Origin of the sequence: Streptomyces sp. CB02923 (assembly GCF_001905005.1) — a bacterium.
GTDB lineage: Bacteria > Actinomycetota > Actinomycetes > Streptomycetales > Streptomycetaceae > Streptomyces.
Genome location: NZ_LWKZ01000004.1, coordinates 105,965 through 126,796, shown reverse-complemented (window position 1 = coordinate 126,796; position 20,832 = coordinate 105,965). Strand labels below are relative to the sequence as shown.

17 protein-coding genes are annotated in these 20,832 nt (G+C 71.0%); 8 read left to right on the top strand and 9 right to left on the bottom strand.

All coding sequences use genetic code 11. The annotated features are described in order from the left end of the window. Nucleotides 1–93 precede the first annotated feature (93 nt). The 3 genes from A6A06_RS09035 to A6A06_RS09025 all read right to left on the bottom strand — a co-directional run bounded on the left by A6A06_RS09035 (nucleotide 94) and on the right by A6A06_RS09025 (nucleotide 5,049). The gene (locus tag A6A06_RS09035) at nucleotides 94–429 is read right to left on the bottom strand and encodes a pyridoxamine 5'-phosphate oxidase family protein (protein WP_242440651.1); all 336 of its coding nucleotides are present in this window, start codon (nucleotides 427–429) and stop codon (nucleotides 94–96) included. 643 nt (nucleotides 430–1,072) lie between these two features. Further along, the gene (locus tag A6A06_RS09030) at nucleotides 1,073–1,510 is read right to left on the bottom strand and encodes a hypothetical protein (RefSeq protein WP_073760672.1); all 438 of its coding nucleotides are present in this window, start codon (nucleotides 1,508–1,510) and stop codon (nucleotides 1,073–1,075) included. After that, complete coding sequence (locus A6A06_RS09025) at nucleotides 1,507–5,049, bottom strand: ALF repeat-containing protein (protein ID WP_073760671.1); 3,543 nt, start codon at nucleotides 5,047–5,049, stop codon at nucleotides 1,507–1,509. The genes A6A06_RS09030 and A6A06_RS09025 overlap by 4 nt, the downstream gene beginning before the upstream one ends. Before the next feature lie 352 nt (nucleotides 5,050–5,401). On the opposite strand from A6A06_RS09025, the gene A6A06_RS09020 reads away from it, so the two are divergent. The 4 genes from A6A06_RS09020 to A6A06_RS40730 all read left to right on the top strand — a co-directional run bounded on the left by A6A06_RS09020 (nucleotide 5,402) and on the right by A6A06_RS40730 (nucleotide 10,054). After that, entirely contained in the window at nucleotides 5,402–5,932 is a 531-nt protein-coding gene (locus A6A06_RS09020) for a hypothetical protein (RefSeq protein ID WP_242440650.1), read from the top strand. A gap of 76 nt (nucleotides 5,933–6,008) precedes the next feature. After that, nucleotides 6,009–7,580 (top strand): trypsin-like serine protease, encoded by a 1,572-nt coding sequence (locus tag A6A06_RS09015; protein WP_073760670.1) that lies wholly within the window; start codon nucleotides 6,009–6,011, stop codon nucleotides 7,578–7,580. A gap of 425 nt (nucleotides 7,581–8,005) precedes the next feature. Next, nucleotides 8,006–9,253: an acyltransferase family protein gene (locus A6A06_RS09010; RefSeq protein WP_079193903.1), complete on the top strand. Its 1,248-nt coding sequence runs from the start codon at nucleotides 8,006–8,008 to the stop codon at nucleotides 9,251–9,253. A 66-nt stretch (nucleotides 9,254–9,319) separates the two neighbouring features. Continuing rightward, nucleotides 9,320–10,054 (top strand): TetR/AcrR family transcriptional regulator, encoded by a 735-nt coding sequence (locus A6A06_RS40730; protein ID WP_079193902.1) that lies wholly within the window; start codon nucleotides 9,320–9,322, stop codon nucleotides 10,052–10,054. A gap of 3 nt (nucleotides 10,055–10,057) precedes the next feature. On the opposite strand, the gene A6A06_RS09000 is transcribed toward A6A06_RS40730, so the two are convergent. After that, nucleotides 10,058–11,533, bottom strand: coding sequence for an Asp-tRNA(Asn)/Glu-tRNA(Gln) amidotransferase GatCAB subunit A (locus A6A06_RS09000; RefSeq protein ID WP_073760669.1), 1,476 nt, complete (start codon nucleotides 11,531–11,533; stop codon nucleotides 10,058–10,060). Further along, a complete protein-coding gene (locus A6A06_RS08995) occupies nucleotides 11,530–11,745 on the bottom strand; it encodes a DUF4089 domain-containing protein (RefSeq protein WP_073760668.1) in 216 nt (71 codons plus the stop codon). Before A6A06_RS08995 ends, A6A06_RS09000 begins: the two co-directional genes overlap by 4 nt. Nucleotides 11,746–11,897: 152 nt before the next feature. On the opposite strand from A6A06_RS08995, the gene A6A06_RS08990 reads away from it, so the two are divergent. The 3 genes from A6A06_RS08990 (at nucleotide 11,898) to A6A06_RS08980 (ending at nucleotide 14,886) form a co-directional block, all read left to right on the top strand. Further along, nucleotides 11,898–12,905 (top strand): MBL fold metallo-hydrolase, encoded by a 1,008-nt coding sequence (locus tag A6A06_RS08990; RefSeq protein ID WP_079193901.1) that lies wholly within the window; start codon nucleotides 11,898–11,900, stop codon nucleotides 12,903–12,905. Between the two features lie 135 nt (nucleotides 12,906–13,040). Beyond that, nucleotides 13,041–13,937, top strand: coding sequence for a glycerophosphodiester phosphodiesterase (locus tag A6A06_RS08985; RefSeq protein WP_073760667.1), 897 nt, complete (start codon nucleotides 13,041–13,043; stop codon nucleotides 13,935–13,937). Between the two features lie 109 nt (nucleotides 13,938–14,046). After that, a complete protein-coding gene (locus A6A06_RS08980) occupies nucleotides 14,047–14,886 on the top strand; it encodes an arylamine N-acetyltransferase family protein (RefSeq protein WP_073760666.1) in 840 nt (279 codons plus the stop codon). A 120-nt stretch (nucleotides 14,887–15,006) separates the two neighbouring features. On the opposite strand, the gene A6A06_RS08975 is transcribed toward A6A06_RS08980, so the two are convergent. The 4 genes from A6A06_RS08975 to A6A06_RS08960 all read right to left on the bottom strand — a co-directional run bounded on the left by A6A06_RS08975 (nucleotide 15,007) and on the right by A6A06_RS08960 (nucleotide 19,447). Further along, on the bottom strand, nucleotides 15,007–15,498 hold the full coding sequence (locus A6A06_RS08975) for a RidA family protein (RefSeq protein WP_242440649.1): 492 nt from the start codon (nucleotides 15,496–15,498) through the stop codon (nucleotides 15,007–15,009). Then, nucleotides 15,495–16,442 carry a DeoR/GlpR family DNA-binding transcription regulator gene (locus A6A06_RS08970; protein ID WP_079193900.1) on the bottom strand — a complete coding sequence of 316 codons (948 nt, stop codon included), beginning with the start codon at nucleotides 16,440–16,442 and terminating at the stop codon, nucleotides 15,495–15,497. Before A6A06_RS08970 ends, A6A06_RS08975 begins: the two co-directional genes overlap by 4 nt. Before the next feature lie 220 nt (nucleotides 16,443–16,662). Further along, nucleotides 16,663–17,625 (bottom strand): alpha/beta hydrolase, encoded by a 963-nt coding sequence (locus tag A6A06_RS08965; RefSeq protein ID WP_242440648.1) that lies wholly within the window; start codon nucleotides 17,623–17,625, stop codon nucleotides 16,663–16,665. A gap of 154 nt (nucleotides 17,626–17,779) precedes the next feature. Continuing rightward, the gene (locus tag A6A06_RS08960; protein WP_073760663.1) at nucleotides 17,780–19,447 is read right to left on the bottom strand and encodes a bifunctional 3'-5' exonuclease/DNA polymerase; all 1,668 of its coding nucleotides are present in this window, start codon (nucleotides 19,445–19,447) and stop codon (nucleotides 17,780–17,782) included. A gap of 447 nt (nucleotides 19,448–19,894) precedes the next feature. Here A6A06_RS08960 and A6A06_RS08955 point away from each other — a divergent pair, with 447 nt between their 5' ends. Beyond that, nucleotides 19,895–20,662 (top strand): alpha/beta fold hydrolase, encoded by a 768-nt coding sequence (locus tag A6A06_RS08955; RefSeq protein WP_073760662.1) that lies wholly within the window; start codon nucleotides 19,895–19,897, stop codon nucleotides 20,660–20,662. The last annotated feature ends 170 nt before the right edge of the window (nucleotides 20,663–20,832 follow it).

The following is a 20,832-nucleotide window of genomic DNA, read 5'->3' as shown; positions in this document are numbered from 1 at the left end:
GGGCTGACGGTGGCCGTCAGGTGATGTCGCGGGCCTGTGTACGCCCCGCTTCCTCAAGGTTCCAGGTGATGACGCGCCGCGGGTGTACGCGGATCACGTCGTTGCTGAAGTAGCCGGGCGACATCGGGGAGCATCCAGGGTCAGCAGCTCGGCGACGCCGCGGATCTCCACGCCCCGCCCCCACCCGGCCGCGACCGGATCGTCCTCCGGTGCCAGGTCGTCCACGACCCGGCAAACCCCGTGCTGAGCTGGGGTGTTGCGGTATTTCCGGCTGGTCTTGAGGTGGGGCCCACCGATGTCCAGCGAGCCGTCCTCATTGAGCCGGAAGCCCACGGGGCGCACCTGCGGGCCCCCGTCCGGACCGATCGTCGCGAAGCGCCGCAACTCCTGGCCGGAGAAGTATTTGAGTTCTTTGGCGATAAATGTCATGGAACAAACGTATGTCATCAACTGCCGTGTTTGAACAGGGAGTTGCGGGGCGAGGAGCGGACCACGCAGGGCTTCGCCGGGAGCGCGGCGCGAGGGGCCGCGTGGGGCGGAGGGGCGGCCGCGGCGGGTCCTGCGGAACGCGCGCGGGAACACCCGTCGGCTTGCGGGTGAACACCCCGGTCGCGGACTGGTGAAAGGGGAACTCCGGGTGATAGGAAGAAGCGTGGTGCCCGGCACTCCGCTGTTTGTCCGGTAAAGGGATAGTGGAGGGCGACATTGCGGGCCTTTGGGGTCGCAACATTGGCTGGAATTACCTCGGCTCAGTGGCTCGATTCAGCCCGGGGTTACTCGTTGGTACGGTCAAACAGGGCGATGTCCGGCGTTGTCATTGGCGCTTTTCGATCGGGATCTGCGCGGAATCCCGGATACATACCGGCCGCCGACGTGATGGTTACCGGCCACTCCCACCGGAAGCCCCCGAGGACCGGCCGGGCGGCCTGAGGCGCAGGGCCTCGGCAACGCGCAACGCCGGCCCCGGCCCCTCGGAACGAGGGGCCGAGACCGGCGTCAGGTTCGACTCACCGCGGGTGCCGAGGTCGTTCAGCCGGTGGCCCGGTGGTGCTGTTCGTCGGCTTCGGGCTTGCTAGGAAGCCTTCTTGAGGACGATCCGTTCCTCGGTCTCCGCGGACATCGGGATGTAGAGGCCGTCCTTGGCTCCCTGGCCGTTCGCGCCCATTTCGACGGTGGCCTGCTGCTTGGGCCCGGTGCGCAGGGTGACCTCGATCTTCTGGTTCGCGAGAGAGGTCGTCCTCTTCACCATGGTCCATGTTCCGCTGCCGCTGAAGGTGGCGGTCGCCGCGCCGGCGGAACCCGCGTAGTCGTTGGGCACCTTCTCCCCGGTCACCGTCCCGTCCTCGCGCACGGTCAGCCGCGCACCTCCCGGACCGGCCCAGGAGCCGACGAAGTCACCGCGTTCCGCCTTGTACGGCTCCGCCGCATGGATGACGCGGAACAGCAGGAAGCCACCGCCGATCAACGCCAGCACGGACCCCAGGATCGCCAGCTTGGCTATCGTCTTCACTGGATGATCGCATCCTCTTCCCAGCGCACTATCTGCCGCACCCTTCTGCCCGGCAGGTTGTGCTCGTTCGCGTATGTGGTGAGCGGGTTGAGGACAGTATCCTCGACTTCCTTCCTCCACACCGGCGGGTGCAAAAAGGAAGTGATATCGGTGTCGTTCGAGAGCGTGATCGCCAATCTGGTCTTGCCGGACTTGGCGTCTCGCGAAAGGATCTTGAATTCGTATGTGTACGATCCGATGAAGACGGAAGACGTGGTGCCGTATCTTCCGCCCGTGTTCCTTGCCTGATTTCTGCCCGTGTAGCCGAGCGTCAACACATCTGCGAGGTCGCTTACCAGACGCCACGGCCCCTCTCTGTCCATGAGGCTGTAACCGCCGTTGTAATCGTCCGGTTTGCCCGCGAGGACCTTGGTGCGGATCTGCATGCGGACGAAATCCATCGAGTGGTCTTTGCGGAGCTGCTCGGTGTACTGGTCCCCGGCGTGGAAGACCTCGACCTTGTTCCCCATGCCGAGGAGCCACCCCATCCCCAGGAGCAGCGGGCTCGGCTTGAGACCTTGCCCGTCGTTCGCGCCGGCGGTCAGGCTCTCCCGCATTTTCTGGAGCTCCAGAAGTTCCGTCGGCGACAGGTCCCGCTCCTCCTGCTCGCGTTCCTCCGCCTCCTTCCGGCGGCGCTCTTCCTCCTCACGGACCTTGACCTCGTAGGACGCGTAGGCCTCATGGAAGGCGAAGTTGGCGGCGGCGGCATCCCGGCCTGCGGATATGGCCGAATCGCGCGCCCTCGCCGCCGCGCCGTAGGCGGAGTTCGCTTCGGCGCCGGCCTGGATCGCGGACAGGTTGGCCCGTGATGCTTCGTATTCCGCCCGGTTGGCGTCGAGTTCGGCCTGCTTGGCTGCCGCTTCGGCCGCCTGTGCCGACTTCTTCGCTTCGGCCGCCGACTTCTCGGCCGCCGTGGCGTATTTATCTGCTTCTACGGAATATTCCTTGGCCTTCTTCTGGGAGGCGTCGGCGTCGTCGGCCGCCTTCTTGGCGTCAACCGCGGACTTGGCTGCCTCCGCTGCGGCGAGGGCGGCCCCGGCCGCGTCCTTCTGTGCGTTGGCGGCAGTGACGGCCGCTTCGGATATGAGCTGTTGGATCACCGCGTTGTGGACAGCGGTGAGGTGGTCGAGGCGGGCCGTGGAGTACTGCCCGTTCTGGATGAACTCGTGCAGGCCGTACGAGTCGCCCTCCAAGGCGATTCTGGCCGCCGCCTTGGTTTCGGCGCCGCCGGTGCCCGCCAGGCGGGTGGCGAGGATGTTCTCGTCGGTCACCTGCGCGGTGTACTGGCCGACGGCCAGGAAATCTCGGATCTTGGTGATCGAGCCGTCCTGGAGCACCGCGTTGGCCGCGGCCTTCACTTCCGGGCCACCGCTTCCCGTCAGCTGCGTGACGCGAATGCTGTAGCCGGTCCGCGCCGCCTCGTCCGCGCCGGTGCGGAGGAATTCGCTGATCTGCTTGGCGTCGCCCTTGAGGGCGGTGTCCGCCGCTTTCCGTACGTCCTCGTAGGCGCTGTTGACCGCGAGGTTCTGCACGCGTGCGCGCTCGTCCCGCTCGACGGCCTGCTGCCAGCCCGTACGCAGGTATTCCCGGACGAACTCGTCCGAGCCCGTCAGCGCCGTCCTGGCGGCGGCCTGGCTCCACGGGCCGCGGGTCTTCATCGCCAGGACGGCGACCTTGCGCCCCTTGGCGGCAAGGTCGGCGACGTCGCCGCCGGGCTCCGCGGCTTCGGCGACCAGGCGCTTGGCGTCCTCGTCGGCCTTGCGCGCGGCTTCGGCCTGCTGAGCCGTCTCCCGGTTCGCCAGTACCTCGGCCCGCTGGGCGTCCCTGGCCTTCTGGACGCCGGTGTCGGTCCGGAGCCTGAGTTCCTCGGCTTCGACCTTGGCGGCGACGGCGTGGACCTTGCGGGCGGTCTCGACTGCCGCGGTCGCCTTGTCGGCGGCCTCCTTGGCCGCCTTGGCGTGCGCCTTGGACTCCGTGGCGGCCGTGGCGGCCTCGCCGGCGTGGTCCGCCGCCTGCTTCGCGGCAGCCCCCGCCTTCCTGGCGTGATCGGCCGCTTCGTGGGCCATCTTCCGCGCGTTCTCGGCGGCGTCGGCTGCTTCGTAGGCGAGATCCCGGGCCGCGGCGGCGGCACGGCGCGACGTCGCGGCGTGGGCGCGTGCCGTCGCTGCCCACCGCTTGGCCCGCGCGGCCTCGGAGCTGGCCGTACCGGCGTAGTTACCGGCCTGGTCAGCCGCGCTGGCGGCAGCGTCGGCGTTCGCGCTGGCCTTGAGGGCCGCGTCCGCCGCGTCGCCGACCGCTCGTGCGGCCTTCGCCACCTGCGAGGCTGCTTCTTCGGACTTCTCCGCCGCGGCTGCGGCGGTGTTGGCGTCTTCGGCTGCCCGGCGTGCCGCCGATGCCTTGCCGGCGTTGTTCGCCGCGTTGGCGGCGGCGTCACGGGCGCGCGCCGCTGCTGCTGCCGCCGCGGAGGCGGCGGAAGCGGCCTTCGCGGCGGCGTCGGCGGCCATCCGCGCGGCGTAGTTGGCAGCTTGAGCCGCGCCGATGGCTTCCTGGGCAGCGCTTGCGGCCTGCTGCGCCGCGTCCGCCGCGCGTCCCGCCCAGCCTGCGGCCAGGGTGGCGTTCTTGCCTGCGGCTTCTGTCTCCCTGGCTGCCTCGTCAGCCTTTTCCTTGGCCAGCTGAGCGGCTTCCTCCGCCAGTTTGGAGGCCTTCTTGGCTGCGGCGGTCTGCTGCTTGGCGACTTCGCCCGCCTGCTTCGCCTCCTCGGCCAACTGGGTGACGGTCGCCCGTTCGTGGTCGCGATTGCGTGCGACGTTCTGGCCCACGGCGAGGAATTCGCGGACGTCCTTGATCGTGCCCCGCAGTGCGGTGTCCGCGGCTTCCTTGGTCGCGGGCCCGCCGGCTGTCATGATCTGCGTGACGCGCAGCCGGTCGTCCGATTCCCGGGCCGGATACTGCTTCTCTTCAAGGAACTTGCGGACGTCCTCGACCGAGCCCCACAGTGCCGCCTGGCCGGCCTCCTTGACCGCGGGTCCGCCCGTGGTGGTGATCTGCGTGGCCCTGATCCGCAGGTCCGTTTCGGCCGGCCCCTTCCAGCCGTCCTTCATGAACGTGACGAGTTCTTCCTTGGACCCCTTGAACAGCACCGCGTGGGCGGCTTCGCGGACCGTCGCGTCGCTCTGCTGGAAGAGGCGCGTCGCGCTGGCGTTGAGGTCGGTCAGTTCGGCGAAGGCGAACCCGTCGGCAAGGAACTTGCGGACATCGTCGTCGGTCCCCAGCAAGGCCGCCTCTGCGGCCGCCTTGACGTAGGTGCCGCCGGTCGTCCACAGCTCCACCGCGCGTGTCCGGGCGGTGGTGCTCGCGTCCGGTGCTTGCGCGGCAACGGCGGGGCTCGTTCCGAGCATTCCCGCGACGAGCGCCGAGGGCAGCAGCGACAGACACAGCAGGCGTGTGCCGAGCCGGTATCTCTTTCTGGACCGCGCCGACTGGCGCAGACATTTCTTCACTTGTGGATTCCTTGCATTGCATGAGCGAGCAACTGCACTTCAGGGCAGTGATCATAGCTACGCGTCCGTGCAAGGCAGTGGGAATTGCGGACCTGGCGGCACGCGGGGTTGCACCGGGACGGGTAACGGAAGCGTCACGAATCCCGCAGGGTTGCACCGGAGAAGATTGCGAATTCATCACGTTACCCATTCGTTTCGTGCACCTGGGCCGACCCGGTGAAAGCCCGCGCGTAAACACTTAGGCAAGTCGGGAGTTGGGCCGAAATGGGGTGATACTCTCCAGCGATCTCCCTTGTCCTGTCCATAACACCTGGCTATTTGCCGGGACTTGAACGCTGAAAGGATTCCCCTGGTGATACGCCACGTGCGTAAGAAACTGCTGTCCACCGGTGCAATCGGGATCGCCGCACTTGTCACGGGCCTGACCGCCATGTCGGCCGGGTCCGCGGTGGCCGCGCCCGCGGCGGGCGAGGACGACGACTTCCCCTATGCCGTCGAGACGTTCGACTACCCGAACGCCGCGAAGATCCTCAAGGAACAGGGCATCGCCCTCCGCAAGGGCGACGGCCACATCCTCCTGACCGACTGCCTGGACCCCGACAAGGACATACAGGTGTCCACGTCGTTCCAGCACCCGGGGCAGACCCTCCCGGGCCGGTACTGCTTCAAGGTGACCGGGACCGGGAAGTCCGGCTACCTCTCGCTGGAGGTCCCCGCGGTCTACAGCGTCATGACGGGTGATGTCTCCGTCCGGGCCAGCCTCACCGCGGACGGCCGGACCGAATCGGTGGACGTGGGCAAGAACGTCACCAAGGGCCTCGGCACGGGCGCCACCCCGCCCGGCACTCCTCCGTACCTGGTCGAGCTCCGCGTCACCGGCTGACCGGCCCATCCCGCGCTCCACCCCCGGCTACGACATCCACCGTAGCCAGCATTCGAACTCAGACAGGAACATGCACATGCCTGCCAGACGTCCGCGCGCAGCTCTCGTCGCGGGGCTCCTCACCCTCACCGCTGCCGGCGGTCTGCTGACGGCCGCCCCGGCGGGCGCCGTGGTCGGCACCGCCACCAAGGACGGCTCCTACCCCTTCACCGCCAAGCTGGACATCGGCGGCCAGCGCAGCTGCTCGGCCGCCCTGGTCGACGCGCAGTGGCTGGTCACCGCCGCCAGCTGCTTCGCGGAGAACCCCGCCCAGAGCCTCGAAGTCCCCGCCGGGGCCCCGAAGACGAAGACCACCGCGACCGTGGGCCGCACGGATATGTCCCGCGAGACCGGCGGCACCGTCACCACCGTCGAGCAACTCGTACCGCGCGCCGACCGTGACCTGGTCATGGCCAAGCTGGCCAAGCCCGTCCCCGGCATCACCCCCGCCGAGATCACCGCCAAGGCCCCGCTGCCCGGCGAGGACGTCTTCGTCAGCGGCTACGGCCGTACCAAGGACGAATGGGTCCCGGACCGCCTGCACTACGGACGTTTCTCCGTGGGCGCCGCGAAGGCGGCCTCCTTCACCATCAAGGGCGTGGACAACGCCGCCGCCGTCTGCGAAGGCGACACCGGCGCTCCCGTGTGGCGCGACATCGGCGGCCGCTACGAACTGGTCGGTGTCAGCAGCCGGTCGCGGCAGGGCGGCTGCTTCGGCCACGACGACGAGACCCGCACCGACGCCCTCGCGTCCCGCACGGACGATGTCGCGGGCTGGATCCAGCAGATCCGTCTGTCGACGCTGATCCCGGACGTCACCTCGGTCATGACGTCGGCCGACTTCAACGGTGACGGGCGCGCCGACGTCGCCGCGGTGACCAAGGACGGCAACCTGCACGCCTTCTACGGGCGCGCCGACGGCACCCTCGAGTACGGCCGCCCGCTGTGGACGCTGGACGGTACCTGGAAGGGCACGACCAAGATCATCGGTGGTGACTTCGACGGTGACGGGCACGCCGACATCGCCGCCGTATGGGGCAACGGCTCGCTGCGCCTGTACAGGGGCGACTCGAAGGGCACGCTGGCCCCGAACAAGCCGATGTGGCAGGACGAGAAGACCAACTGGAACGGCATGCTCCACTTGGCCCGTTTCAAGTCCGGTACCTCCAAGCGCGACGGTCTGCTCACCGTGTGGGGCGGCGGCCCCAAGGGTGCCCTGTACGCCTACGACGCCGGACCCAGCGGCGTCCTGAACGGCACGAAGCACAGCATGTGGCGGGACGACTCCTGGCAGTACGCCAAGAAGATCGCCACCGGTGACTTCAACGGCGACGGCCGCGACGACATCGTCACCGTCACCAACGTCGGTGGCCTGTACCGCTACACCCGCTTCGACAGCAAGACCGGCGGCGGCCTCAGCGAGGGCGTGTCGATGTGGCACGACAACGGCTGGAGCGGCACCCAGATCCTGCTGGCCGGCGACTTCGACGGCGACGGCAAGACCGACATCGGCTCGCTGTGGAACGACCAGCAGCGTTTCAACTTCTACAAGGGCGACGGCAAGGGCGGCATCGCCGCCGGCAGCAACGCCTGGCCCCGCACCTCCTGAGTCCGGCTGCTGATCCGGCTGATGATCCTGCTTGCCGAGTCCGGCTGCTGATCCCGGTGGCGTACGGATCGGCGTACGGATCGGCGTACGGATCGGCGTACGGCTCGGTGTGCGCCACCGGTGGCAGCGAAGTGCACGGCCGTCCCGCACGGCCGTGCACGCGTCGCATGGACAACTCCTGGCAGAAATAAGGTCCAAAGCGGTCGAATTCGGCGACAGAAGGGGCGCGAGTCCGTCGAAAAGGGGGGCTCGCACCCCTACCACTTACGTAGGATCATTCAGCCTTTGCCCCGGAGCCGGCGTCCCGGCCGCCACGACCTCCGCCTGACCACACCTCCAGGAGTCCGACTGGATGTGATGACTGTTCCTCCCGAACCGACCGAGCCCGCGGGCCCGGAGACGCCCGACATCACAGGAGTCCCAGTTTGAACACGGTCGACAACGCGGCCGCGGACCTCGCCTTCGCCACCGGCCCGCGGCACGCATCCGACAGAAAACGCCCGTCGGTCGCCTTGCCGGTGGAGGTCAAGAGCAGGCGTCCGCCCCGCATAGCGGCGCTGGACGGTCTGCGGCTCATCGCCGCGCTGATGGTGGTGGCCTACCACTACATAGCCATCAGCCGGTCCTGGTCCCCGGACGGCAGCAACAGCTTCCCCAAGCTCTTCCCGTTCGCCGCCTACGGCTGGCTGGGCGTCCACCTGTTCTTCCTGATCAGCGGCTTCGTCGTGTGCATGAGCTGCTGGGGGCGGCCGGTCGGCGACTTCTTCGTCTCCCGCGTCATCCGCGTCTTCCCCGCCTACTGGTTCGCGATCATCGTCACCACTCTGGTCGTCACCCTGGTCCCCGGCGGCCTGGAACCGCGCAAGTGGCACGACATCCTCGTCAACTTCACCATGCTCCAGGAGCCCCTGCACGCCCCGCACGTCGACGGCGTCTACTGGACCCTCTTCGCCGAACTGCGCTTCTACCTGCTGCTCGCTGCCATGGCCTGGTGGGGGCTGACCTACCGCCGCCTGCTCGCCATGTGCTGCGTGTGGGCCGTCGCCAGCGCCCTGGGTGCCCGGTCGGAGAGCGTGATTCTGCGCCTGCTGATCATGCCGGATTACAGCTGGTTCTTCATCGCCGGTATCGCCTTCTACCTCATGTACCGCTTCGGGCCCAACATCCTGCTGGCCGGCCTCGTCCTGGTGTGTTTCTGCGCCGCCCAGCCCTCGGTCCAGACGGTATGGCGCTCCTCGCTGAAGAACATGGACCGCACCGTCCCCTACTGGCCGACGCTGATCATCCTGGCCACCTGTTTCGGCTTGATGGCTCTGGTCGCCACCGGAAAACTCTCCTGGTGCAACTGGCGCTGGCTGCCCGTGGCCGGTGCGCTGACCTACCCGCTGTACCTCCTGCACGAGTACGTCGGCTGGGAGATCATCCGTCACTTCAGGACCCAGGTTCCCCACCACGTCCTCCTCGTCGTGACGGTCGCCGCGATGCTCGTCGCCGCCCACCTCGTCCACCGGGGCATCGAACGCCCGATGTCCCGCTGGCTCAAACCCCGTATCAAGGCAGCGCTCCGCCAGCCCGCCCCGGCGAGCGCGAACGCCACTCCTTCGCACGGCAACGCGGACGCCGGACCGCGCCTGCCGTCGCCCCGTCCTCCTGAGGGGCCTGGGCCGGGCTGAGGCCGCGGCAGGCCACTGACGCAAATATTTTGCGTTAAGCGGTAAGGTGGAGGGGTGAGTGGCAGCATGAGTGAGACCTCTGGCCCCGGAAGTGGGCCCGTCGGCTCCGGAGCCGCGCCCAAGGGCAGCCGGAAGGGCGCTCGTCCCGGTGGGCGCAGTGCGCGGGTGCAGGAATCGGTGCACCGGGCCGTACAGGAGCTGATCGCGGAGCGGGGGCGGGACGGGCTGACCGTGCCGCTGATCGCGGCGCGCGCCGGGGTGACGCCGTCCACCGTGTACCGGCGGTGGGGGGACCTCCAGGAACTGCTGTCCGACGTGGCGGTGGAGCGGCTGCGGCCCGAAGCGCCGCCGGAGGACCACGGTTCACTGCGCGCCGATCTCGGCGCCTGGGCCGAGCAGTTCCTCGAAGAGATGGCGTCCGTGGCCGGCCGCGCGTACATCAGGGACGCGCTGGCGGGCGATCCGGACGGAAGCCACGCCGGGCGGTGCTCCGCATACGCGGCCGAACAGGTACGGATCATCCTGGACCGGGCGCGCGGGCGGGCCGAGACGGCGCCGGAGCTGGAGAGGGTCATGGACCATCTCGTGGCACCGATGATGTACCGCATCCTGTTCCGGCCGGGGCCGGAGACGGCGGTGAGGACCGAGACGGACCCCAAGGCGGAGATGGACCCCAAGGCGGAGCCGGGCGCGGAGCCGGGCACCGGCGCGGAACCCGGGACCGAAGCCGGGGCCGAACCCGAAGCCGGAGCCGCTCCGCGCTACGCCCGGGGGCTGGTGGAGCGGCTGCTGCCCGGCTGACGGCTACATCGACGCCGCTGCCGGCACCGGCCGGTGAGCGGTCTCGTACGCGTGGGCGAGCCGGAGGAGGGTGGACTCGGCCAGCGGGCGGCCGATCAGCTGCATGCCGATGGGCAGGCCCTGGTCGTCGAGGCCCACGGGGAGGGAGAGGGCCGGGAAACCGGTGAGGTTGGCGGGGGCGGAGAGCCGTACATAGGCGTCGGAGACCGGTTCGGCCGAGCCGTCGGGCCAGGTGAACGTCTGCTGGTCGGCGAGGGCGGCGGTGGCGGGGACGGCAGGTGCCACGATCGCGTCGATCCCCCCTGTTCCGCCGGTGCCGCCGGTCTCGCCGGTGCCGTCGAAGAGATCCAGCCATGCCCGGTGCATCAGGGTCCGGGCGCGCTGGGCGCGGATGTAGTCGGTGGCCGGGAAGAATTCGCCCGCTTCGAGCAGCATCCGTACGTCGTCGGAGTACAGGTCCGGGGCGGCCCGCAGCATGTCCTGGTGGTACGCCGTGGCCTCGGGGACCATGTGCCCCCACTGGGCGGCGTGCACGTACTCCGTCATGGGGACGTGTACGGGTACGGCGGTGGCGCCGAGTGCGGTGAGCGCGTCCACGGCGGCGCGGACCGCGGCCGCCACCTGGGGCTGTACACGGTCGAAGTAGTAGTTGGCGGGAACGCCGATGCGCAGGCCGGTGACCGGTGTGCCCAGGGCGCGGGTGTAGTCCTCGCGGGGGTGGTCGAGGGAGGCCGGGTCGCGCGGGTCGTACCCGGCGAGGGCCTGGAGGACCAGGGCCGCGTCACCGGCCGTACGGGTGATCGGGCCCACGTGGTCCAGGGACCACGACAGGGACGTCACGCCGTGGCGGGGAATCAGGCCGTATGTCGGCTTCAGGCCGACGACGTGGTTGAGCGCCGCGGGGACGCGGATCGAGCCGCCGGTGTCGGTGCCGAGGGCGAAGGTGGCCGTACCGGCCGCGACGGCGACCGCGGAACCACCGCTGGAGCCCCCGGCCACATGCCCGGGTGACCAGGCGTTACGGGTCTGCGGGGTGGTCAGGCCGTACGCGAATTCGTGGGTGTGGGTCTTGCCGATCAGTACGGCGCCGGCCGCGCGCAGCCGCTCCGTCACGGTGGCGTCCGCGTCCGGCGTGTGGTCGGCCCGTACCCGGGAGCTCGCCGTGGTCGGCACGCCCGCGACGTCGATCAGATCCTTCAGCGCCACGGGAACGCCGTGCAGCGGGCCGCGGTGGTGCCCGGCGGCGATCTCCCGTTCGGCTTCGGCGGCGGCGTGCAGCGCCGCCTCGGCGGTCACCGTCACGTAGGCGCCGGCCTTCGGGTCCACGGCGGCGATCCGGTCGAGGACGGAGGTGGTCAGCTCGACGGGGGACAGGGAGCGGTCCGCGATGAGGCGGGCGGCTTCGGTGAGGGGGAGCTGGTGGGGGAGTTGATGGGGGAGGGGGGTGGAGGCGGCGGTGCGGGAGGAGGCGTACGTCATGAGGTCTTCCGGTGGAGGGCGGCGCGGGGGGCGGCGGTGAAGACGGGGGCGGGCGGGGTGTCGTCCAGGGGCAGGGCGCGCAGGGAGCCGACGACGGTGTCGATGACCTGCACGGTGGCGGCGACGCCGGCCAGGCGGTCCTCGGGGAGCGGCAGCCCGGCGCGGCGGGCCAGGAGGGCGATGTCTTCGGGGGAGAGGGCGGGAGAGGGCATGGCGCCTCCGTATGGGGAGAAGGGCCGGCAGGGCCGGGTGCGGTCTAAAGCTAATGCTTTGCTTTTAAGGAGCGTAGAGGGCTAGTCTCGGTTAAGGCAAATATTTAGCCTTTGGATTCCGGCTCCAGCCCGCAGCCCCGTACGGAGGACCCATGCCCCGCCACCCCGAAACCCGCTGGCACGTCGGCGACGTCGTCGTACACCGCATCGACGAAGTCGCGCTGCCGCCCGAGACCGGCGCCTGGCTGCTCCCCGGGGCGACGCCGGAACTCGTCTCCGAAGTGCCGTGGCTCGCTCCGGAGTTCGCCCGCCCCGACGGCACCCTCCGCGCCGCCGTGCACACCTTCGCGCTGGAGATCGACGGCCTGCGCGTCCTGGTCGACACCGGCATCGGCAACGGCAAGACGCGCGCCAACCCCGCCTGGCACCAGCTCGACACGCCCTACCTCGACCGGCTCACCGCCGCCGGCTTCCCGCCGGACCAGATCGACTACGTGATCCTCACGCACCTCCACGCGGACCACGTCGGCTGGAACACCCGCCTGGCTCCCGACGGCAGTTGGCAGCCGACGTTCCCCCGCGCCCGCTACCTCACCTCCCGTACCGAGTACACCTACTGGTCCGGCGTCGAGATGGAGGAGAGCCGCCGTCAGATGTTCCGCGACTCGGTCGAGCCCGTACGCGAACACGGCCTGCTGGACCTGGTCGACGTCGCCGCCCCGGGCACCGAGATCCTCCCGGGCCTCACCCTCGTCCCGACGCCCGGCCACACGCCCGGCCAGAGCGCGGTCGTCCTGCGCAGCCGGGGGGAGTCGGCCGTCATCACCGGCGACTGCGTGCACCACCCCGTGCAGCTGGCGCACCCGGAGCTGTGCAGCAGTGTCGACATCGACCCGGAGGAGGCCGTACGGACGCGCCGGTGGCTGTTCGACGAGGTGGCGCGGAGCGGTGCGCTGATGCTCGGGAGCCACTTCGCGGCGCCGACCGGCGGGCTGGTGCGGCGGGACGAGGGTGCGGACGAGGGCGAAGCGGGGGACGGTGACGGAGTGACAGACGGGGTTAAAGCGGGAGACGGTGACGAAGCGAGTAATAGTGACGGAGTGGCGGACGGTACGGGTGCGGCGCGGTACCGGTTGCTGGCTGCCGACGGCGCCCGCTGACCCATGGCGCGCCGGGGCGCGCGCTCCCCGGAGTGCACGCCCCGCTTGGCGGCATTTTTGAATGCTTAAGGGCATATTGGGGCAAGGCTGTCGCTGTCGTTGCTGTCCGCGATTGGCGTGCCGGGAGGCCCCTCGATGAACCAGAGCTCGTTGCGTGTTGCGGCGGCCACCGGATGCGCACTGATGATCGCGGCTCTGACCCCCGTCTGTGCAGGTAGCGCGCATGCCAGCGCGGGCGCCGTCGGCCGGGCGGCGGCCCCGCTGGCCGGTGTGGTGCGCATTCCCTGGCTCTCCGGCCCGGTCGTCGTCGCGCACCGGGGCGCTTCCCAGGTGGCGCCGGAGAACACCCTCGCCGCGGTGGACGCCGCGGACCGCCAGGGCTTCACCTGGGTCGAGAACGACGTACAGCAGACCCGGGACGGGAAGCTGGTGGTGATGCACGACCCCACGCTGGCGCGGACCACCAACGCCCGGCGCCTGTTCCCCCAGCGCGCCCCCTGGCGGGTGCGCGACTTCACGGCCGCCGAGATCGCGCGGCTGGACGCCGGAAGCTGGTTCGGGAAGCGCTTCGCGAGCGAACGCGTGCCGACGCTCGGGGAGTTCCTGCGGCGTATGGAGGACCACGACCTGCGGCTGCTGCTGGAGATCAAGAGCCCGCAGCTGTATCCCGGCATCGAGGCACGCATCGTCAAGGAGCTGTCCGGCGCGGGCTGGCTCGACCGGGGGCACGCGCGCCGCCGGCTGGTGGTGCAGAGTTTCAGCGCGAGCAGCGTGCAGACGGTGCGCCGGCTGGTGCCCGCCGTCCGTACGGGGTTCCTGGGCAACCCGCCGCTGAACGCACTGGCGTCGTACGCGCGCTTCGCCGACCAGATCAACCCGCAGCTGTCCAAGGTGAACGCGCAGTACGTGGCCGCCGTCCACCGGCTGCGCGGCGTACACGGCCGCCGGATGGAGGTCTTCGCCTGGGACGTGCCCCTGCGGAACTACTCGCGCATCGCTTCCGCTTACGGCTTCGACGGGGTCATCGTCTGAGGGCACCGGCCGTCTCGTAGGGTCGCAGGGGGCGCTTCACCGGCCGCGGGTGAGCAGTCGCCGGCCGCCGCCCCACAGCGCCCGGCGCGGAAAGAGCAGAGGACCGATCATGACCGACACCGTCTGGGGCGGGGACCAGCTGGACCTCGACGCGTACCTCGCACGCATCGGATACGAGGGCGAGCGCGCACCGACGGAGACCACCCTGCGGAAGCTGCACGCCCGGCACGCCGCCACCTTCGGCTTCGAGAACCTGGAGATCGTCCTGGGGCGGCCGGTCCTCCTGGACGTGAAGTCCCTCCAGGAGAAGATGGTCGGCCGCCGCCGCGGCGGCTACTGCTACGAGCAGAACCTGCTGTACGCCGCCGCGCTGGAGCGCCTCGGCTTCCGGGTCACGGGCCTGGGCGCCCGCATCCGCATGGGCGAGGCCAAGATCCGGCCGGTCACCCATGCCCTGCTCACGGTGCGGCTGGACGGCGAGGACTGGATCACCGATGTCGGCTTCGGCGGCGAGGCGCTGCTGGAGCCGGTCCCGCTGCGCGACGGCTTCGAGGCCCGGCAGGGCGGCTGGACGCTCGGCCTGGTGCGGGAGGGGGACGACGGCACCTGGGTGCTGCGCTCGCAGCACGAGGACGGCTGGTTCGACCTGTACGCCTTCGGCCCGGAGGCGCGCCACCCGGCCGACTACGGCGTCTTCAACTACTACATCTCCACCCACCCGCGCTCGCCGTTCACCGGCCGGATGGTGGTCCAGCAGCCCGCCCCGGACCTGCGGCGCACCCTGATCGGTACGGAGCTGACGCTGACCCGCCCCGACTGGTCCCGCGAGGTGCGCCGGATTCCGGCCGAGGAGATCCCGGCCGTACTGGAGACGGACTTCGGGCTCGTACTGGACGAGCGGGACGCGGCCGATCTGGTGGCGCTGCACCGCGAACAGCCGGTGGCGTAGGGCCGACGGTGGTGTGAGGGCGGCCGGTGGTGTGGGACCGAACGGTGGCATGGGACCGAACGGCGGTGTGAGGGCGGCCGGTGGCGTGGGACCGGCCGGTGGCCTGGGGCCCGTGTGCGGCTATCGGACCACCGCGAAGCCCTCGATCTCCACGAGCGCCGCCTCGTCCCACAGCCGCGTAGCGCCGATCACCGCCATCGCCGGGTAGTCGCCGCCGACCAGCCGTTTCCACACCCGGCCGATGGCCGCCGCGTTGCTGCGGTAGTCGGCCACGTCCACGGCGAAGACGGTCAGTTTGGCCAGGTCGCCGGGGCCCGCGCCGGCGGCCGCCGCCGCGGTCAGGAGGTTGGCCAGCGCCCGTTCGAACTGCTCGACGACGCCGTCCCCGGCGATGCGGCCCGCCCCGTCCAGCGCGGTCTGCCCGGCCAGGAACACGATCGTCCCGGGCGCGGCCCGCACGGCGTGGCTGAAGCCGGTCGGCGGCGACAGCTCGGGCGGATTCACCCGCTCCAAGCCGCCACTTGCCCGGCTCCGGTCCCGGCTCCGGTCCCGGTCCCGCTCCCGGCTCCGGCCCTGCTCCCGCTCCCCGTCCCGTTCCCGCCCGTCACTCATGACCGATGCGTCCCCTCCGTAGCCAACTCGTACCGTACTCCCAGGGCTTGGAGCGCGTCCCGCTCCTCCTGTGGAAGCTGCTCGTCGGAGATGACGAGGTCGAAATCGGCCAGCGGCGCCAGCTCGTACAGCGCCTGGCGGCCGAACTTGGAGTGGTCCACCAGCAGCACCTTGTGCCGCGCCGCAGCCATCAGAGCCCGCTTGACCAGGACGTTCTCCTGCGCCTGGTGGTAGCAGTGGCCGTTGTCGACGGCGGAGGTGGACAGGAACGCGACATCGGCGCGGAAACTGCGGGCGATGTCGGCCGTGGACATGCCGAGGAAGGCGTTGAAGGCGGCGTGGTACTCGCCGCCCAGCGCGATCACCCGGATGTCGGGCTCCTCGGCCAGCTCGTTGATGACCTGGAGCGAGTTGGTGATGACCGTGTACGCGCCGCGCGAGGCGAGCGAGCGGGCCAGCGGCAGCGCCGTACTGGAGTCGTCGATGATCACGGCCTGGCCGGGCTCGGCGATGGCCAGCGCCGCCGCGCAGATCGCCTCCTTCGCCGCCACCTGCTCGTTGCCGCGCCAGCGCGCGTTGGACTCGAACAGCGCGTTGGGCGCGGCGGTCGCCCCGCCGCGCACCTTGCGCAGCCAGCCCTGGTGCTCCAGGGAGTCCAGATCACGGTGGACCGTCATCTGGCTGACGCCCAGCTCCTGCACCAGGTCCTCGATGCTGACCTGCCCCTCGGCCAGCACCCGGTCCGCGATCCGCTTGCGCCGGTCCTTGGGGCCCAGTTTGCCCTCGGGCGCCGTGGCCGGTGACCCGCCGCTCTTGGCGTTCTTCACGGGCGCTGCGGACTCCGCGGGCTTCGCCGGCCGTTCCGCGTCCGCGTCCGTGGCCGCTTCCGCGTCCGTGGCCGGTGCCGGTGCCGAGGCGTCTGGAGTCCCTCCGGTGTCGGCCAACGCTGATCCCTTTCCGTACGTTCTCGGCTGCCCGTCGAGTCTATGGCGTGGTCACGCCGGGGTCGCCGCTCCGGACGAAGCGTGCCCGACGGGCGCCCCGGCCACCGCGTACGGCGCGTCGGCTGTCACCGACGTCCCGGGACGTCACCAACGTCCCGGGACGACACACCTGGCCGCGACGGCAGCGGCATCCGGCTGAGTGCCGCGACGGCGGCGGCCGTCAGGGCACCGGCGCGGCCATGACGTACTCCTCCTCCCCGTGCAGCGCGGCACGCAGCAGGCCGGTCCAGTGGGCGGTCGTCTCCCGCGCGAGCCGGGAATCCGGTGCGAACATCTCGAAACCGTGCCAGGCCCCTGCCACGTAGTGCAGCGCGACCTGCACCTCGGCGTCCATCAGCCGACGGGCGTGGGCGAGCCCGGCGTCCCGGAGCGGGTCGAGTCCGCAGACGACGACGCAGGCGGCGGGCAGGCCGCGCAGATCGGTGGCGCGGGCCGCCGCCGCGTACGGGTACGCGGCGGCGCCCTCGGGCGTGTAGTGCCGCCAGCCCTGCTGGATGAACGCGCCGTCGGGCAGCCGCGGGTCACTGTCCGCGGGCGTCGGGCCCGTACCGGCCGCGTCGTCCAGGTCGGGCACGATCAACGCCTGGTGGACGAGGGCCGGGCCGCCCCGGTCACGCGCCATCAGCGCGACGGCGGCGGCGAGCCCGCCCCCGGCCGACTGCCCGCTGACCGCGAGGCGCGCGGCATCCACACCGAGCGCCGCGGCCCGGCCGGCCGTCCACTCCAGGGCGAGGAAGCAGTCCTCGGCCGCCGCCGGGCACGGGTGCTCCGGAGCGAGGCGGTACTCCACGGAGACCACCGCGGCCCGCACCTCGCGGACCAGCTCGATCGCCGTACGGTCCTCACCGGGCGGCGCCTGCCCGAACGTGTAACCGCCACCGTGGAAGTGCAGCACCCCGGGCAGCGGACCGGGCGCGTCCACCGGCCGGTAGACCTCCAGGGCCAGCCGCGAACCGTCCGGACGCGGCACGGCGAACCGCTCGCTGGTCACCCCGTCGCGGTCCGCCGGGAAGTGGCGGGCCAGCGCGTGCAGACCGGCGCGGGTGCCCTCGATGTCGGCGTACGGGTCGAGAAGCGGAGGCAACTCCTCCAGTACGGGCGCGAGCTCAGGATGTACATGCACGGCAGGCACTCACTCCTCTCCCTTCCTCCCCCACCCCTTCTCTTCCCCCTCTCCCCGCCTACCCCCGCAGCCTCACCACCTCACCACCTCACTGCCCCACTGCCCCACTGCCTCACCCCTCCCACTGCCTCTCTGCCTCTCTGCCTCCCCCCCGTCACTTCGCGTCGGCGTAGCACTCCACCACCGCCGTACTGAACGGGAACCGGACCGGCGTCTCACCGAACGCGACACGCCCCGCCAGCTCGGCGGCCTCCGCGACGGCCCCGGCCACCGTCGCCGCCTCCTCCGCGGGCGCGTGCACGATCACCTCGTCGTGCTGGAAGAAGACCAGCTCCGCCCGGAGCGGCGCCAGCGAACGGCGCAACGCGGCCAGCATCAGCAGCGCCCAGTCGGCGGCACTGCCCTGCACCACGAAGTTCCGGGTGAACCGTCCGCGGGCACGGGCACCCGCCGTACTGCCGTACGCCGGTGCCTCCTCCTGCGGCAGACCCGCCTCGTCGGGCGGCGCCACGGAGGCGGGCGGGCAGGTGCGCCCCAGCCACGTCCGTACGAGACGCCCCTCCTCGCCGGCGCGGGCGGCCACGTCCACGTACTCCACCGCGTCCGGGTACCGCCGCCGCAGATCCGCCATGTGCTTGAGGGCGTCCCCGGACGTCTGGCCGTAAATGGCGCCGAGCAGCCCCAGCTTCGCCTGCGCCCGGTCGCCCCCGAAAGCGCGCGCCGCCAGGTCGGCGTACAGATCGCGGCCACTGCCCGCCACCTCCATCAGCCCCCGGTCCCGGGAAACCGCCGCCAGCACCCGCGGCTCCATCTGCTCGGCGTCCGCGACCACCAGCCGCCAGCCGGGATCGGCCACCACGGCCCGGCGCACGACCTTGGGAATCTGGAGCGCTCCGCCGCCGTTGGTCGTCCAGCGGCCCGAGACCGTGCCCCCGGGCAGGTACTCCGGGCGGAAACGGCCCCCGTGCACCCACTGCTGCAACCACGCCCAGCCGTGCGCCGTGTGCAGCCGGTACAGGCTCTTGTACTCCAGCAGCGGCGCGACCGCCGGATGCCGCACCTCCTGCAACTCCCACTTACGGGTCGACCGCAACGCGATGCCGGCCCCGGCGAACGCCTTGACGATCTCGCCCGGCAGATCCGGGCGCACCCGTACGCCCTCCCCGAACGCCCGCGAGACCTCCTCGGCCAGCTCCGCCATCCGGCGCGGCTCCAGGCCGCCCGGATAACGCTCGCCGAGCAGCTCGTCCAGCAGCTCCCGGTGCACGTCCGCCCGCCACGGCAGCCCCGACCGCCGCATCTCGGCGGCGACGAGCATCCCGGCCGACTCCGCGGCCAGCAGCAGCCGCATCCGCCCCGGATGCCCGGCCCGCTCCGTACGCTCCAACTGCCCGGCGTACACCGCCAGCAGCGCCGTGAACTCGTCCACCCCCGGAGGCAGCGGCACCGGCCCCGGCTCGAACAGCGACGGCTGGGTCTCCGCGCCCCGCACCGGCGGGTCGTCGGGCACCGGCAGCCGGTGCAGGCGGGCCCAGGCCGCGGCCAGCGAGCGCGGCTGGCCCGACTGGCCCTCCTCATGCCCGATCAGCAGCGCCTCGGCCGCCTCGACGTCATAGCACCGCTCGACGCGGACGCCTGCCGCGAGCAGCTTCCGGTACGTCTCCGCCGTCGACCGCCACACCCACCGCTCCGCGTCGGGACACGCGCGCACGGCCTCCGCCACGCTCCCCGCCCGAACCGGCACCCCCACCGGCCGCCCGCCCGAATCCACAGCACAAGCCGACACACCCCCGTCCCCAGATCCCCCGACAATCCACCGCATACGGTCACTTTCCCATCCCCGCCCCGCACAAGCGCCCCGTAGAGGCACCCCATGCGGGCGCTCCGCACAGGCGCCCCGTACAGGCGCCCCATCCGGCCCTCCTCAGGCCGTGACCACCCGCACCTCCCCGTTCATTCCCCCATTGCACACCACCCCACTGACAACGCCCCGCCCCCGCCGCTTCCACCGTCCCTGCCCGACCGCCGCAACGCGGTGCCGCCGTGGCGCCGCACCGTCGTACCGCCGCAGCGTCAACGCGCCACGTCAAGTCGTGCCGTCAAGTCGGCACGTCAACTCCGACGTTGGCCGGTTATGTCCCCTACCCGGCCCACCTGACTAGGGGGAGAATGCGCGCGCCGACCCAGGTCACGCACCCCGCACGCGCCCCCGGGCGCCCCGCGCCCCGCAACCCGCACCCCCGCCCCGGCAGACAAGGGAGTCGCCCGTATGGCCATCGCGCACCGCGCCATCGGTTCAGGACCGCACCCGGTGATCGTCCTCCACGACTGGTTCGGCACCTCGGCCAGTTGGGGTTCCGTCCTGGACTTCCTCGACCGGGAGACCTTCACGTACGCCTTCCTCGACTGCCGCGGCTATGGCGACCGCAAGTACGTCCCGGGCCGCTACGACCTGTCGGAGATCGCCGGCGACGCGCTGGCCCTCGCCGACCAGCTCGGCTGGGACCGGTTCTCCCTGGTGGGCCATTCGATGGGCGGCAAGGCCATGCAGCAGGTGCTGGTCCGCGCGCCCCATCGGGTGAACCGGCTGCTCGGCCTCGCGCCGGTGCCCGCCTCCGCGTATCCGATGGACGACGCGACGCACGAGCTGTTCTACGGCGCCTCGACGGACCCGGACAAGCGCCGCGCCATCATCGACCTGGTGACGGGGCACCGCGCGAGCCGCGTCTGGCTGGACCGCATGGTGCGCCACTCCCTCGACATCTCCCGCGAGGAGGCCCACGCGGCCTATCTCGCCAGCTGGCAGCAGCTCGACCTCTCGGAGGCGGTCGCGGACGCGGCCAAGCGGTTCCCCGTCCCCGTACGGGTGGTCGTCGGCGCCCACGACCTCGCGTTGACCGCCGACCTGATGCGGGAGACCTGGCAGCGGTGGTACCCGCAGGCCGAGATCGTCACGATCGAGGGATCGGGCCACTATCCGATGCACGAGACGCCGGTGGCGCTGGCCACCACGATGGAGGAGTTCCTCCGCCCCTGACCGCCTCCGCCTCCGGGACCGGGCCCGCGAACAGGCCCGGTCCCGCATCCTCTGTCAGCATGGCTATGTACTGCCTATAACGCCGCATAACGTACGCAAGGCGGGTATAGCACCCACCGCGCCGCGCGGTGCGGCGGCACGGCAGGCGTGGCCGCCGACGGAGCGAGGTG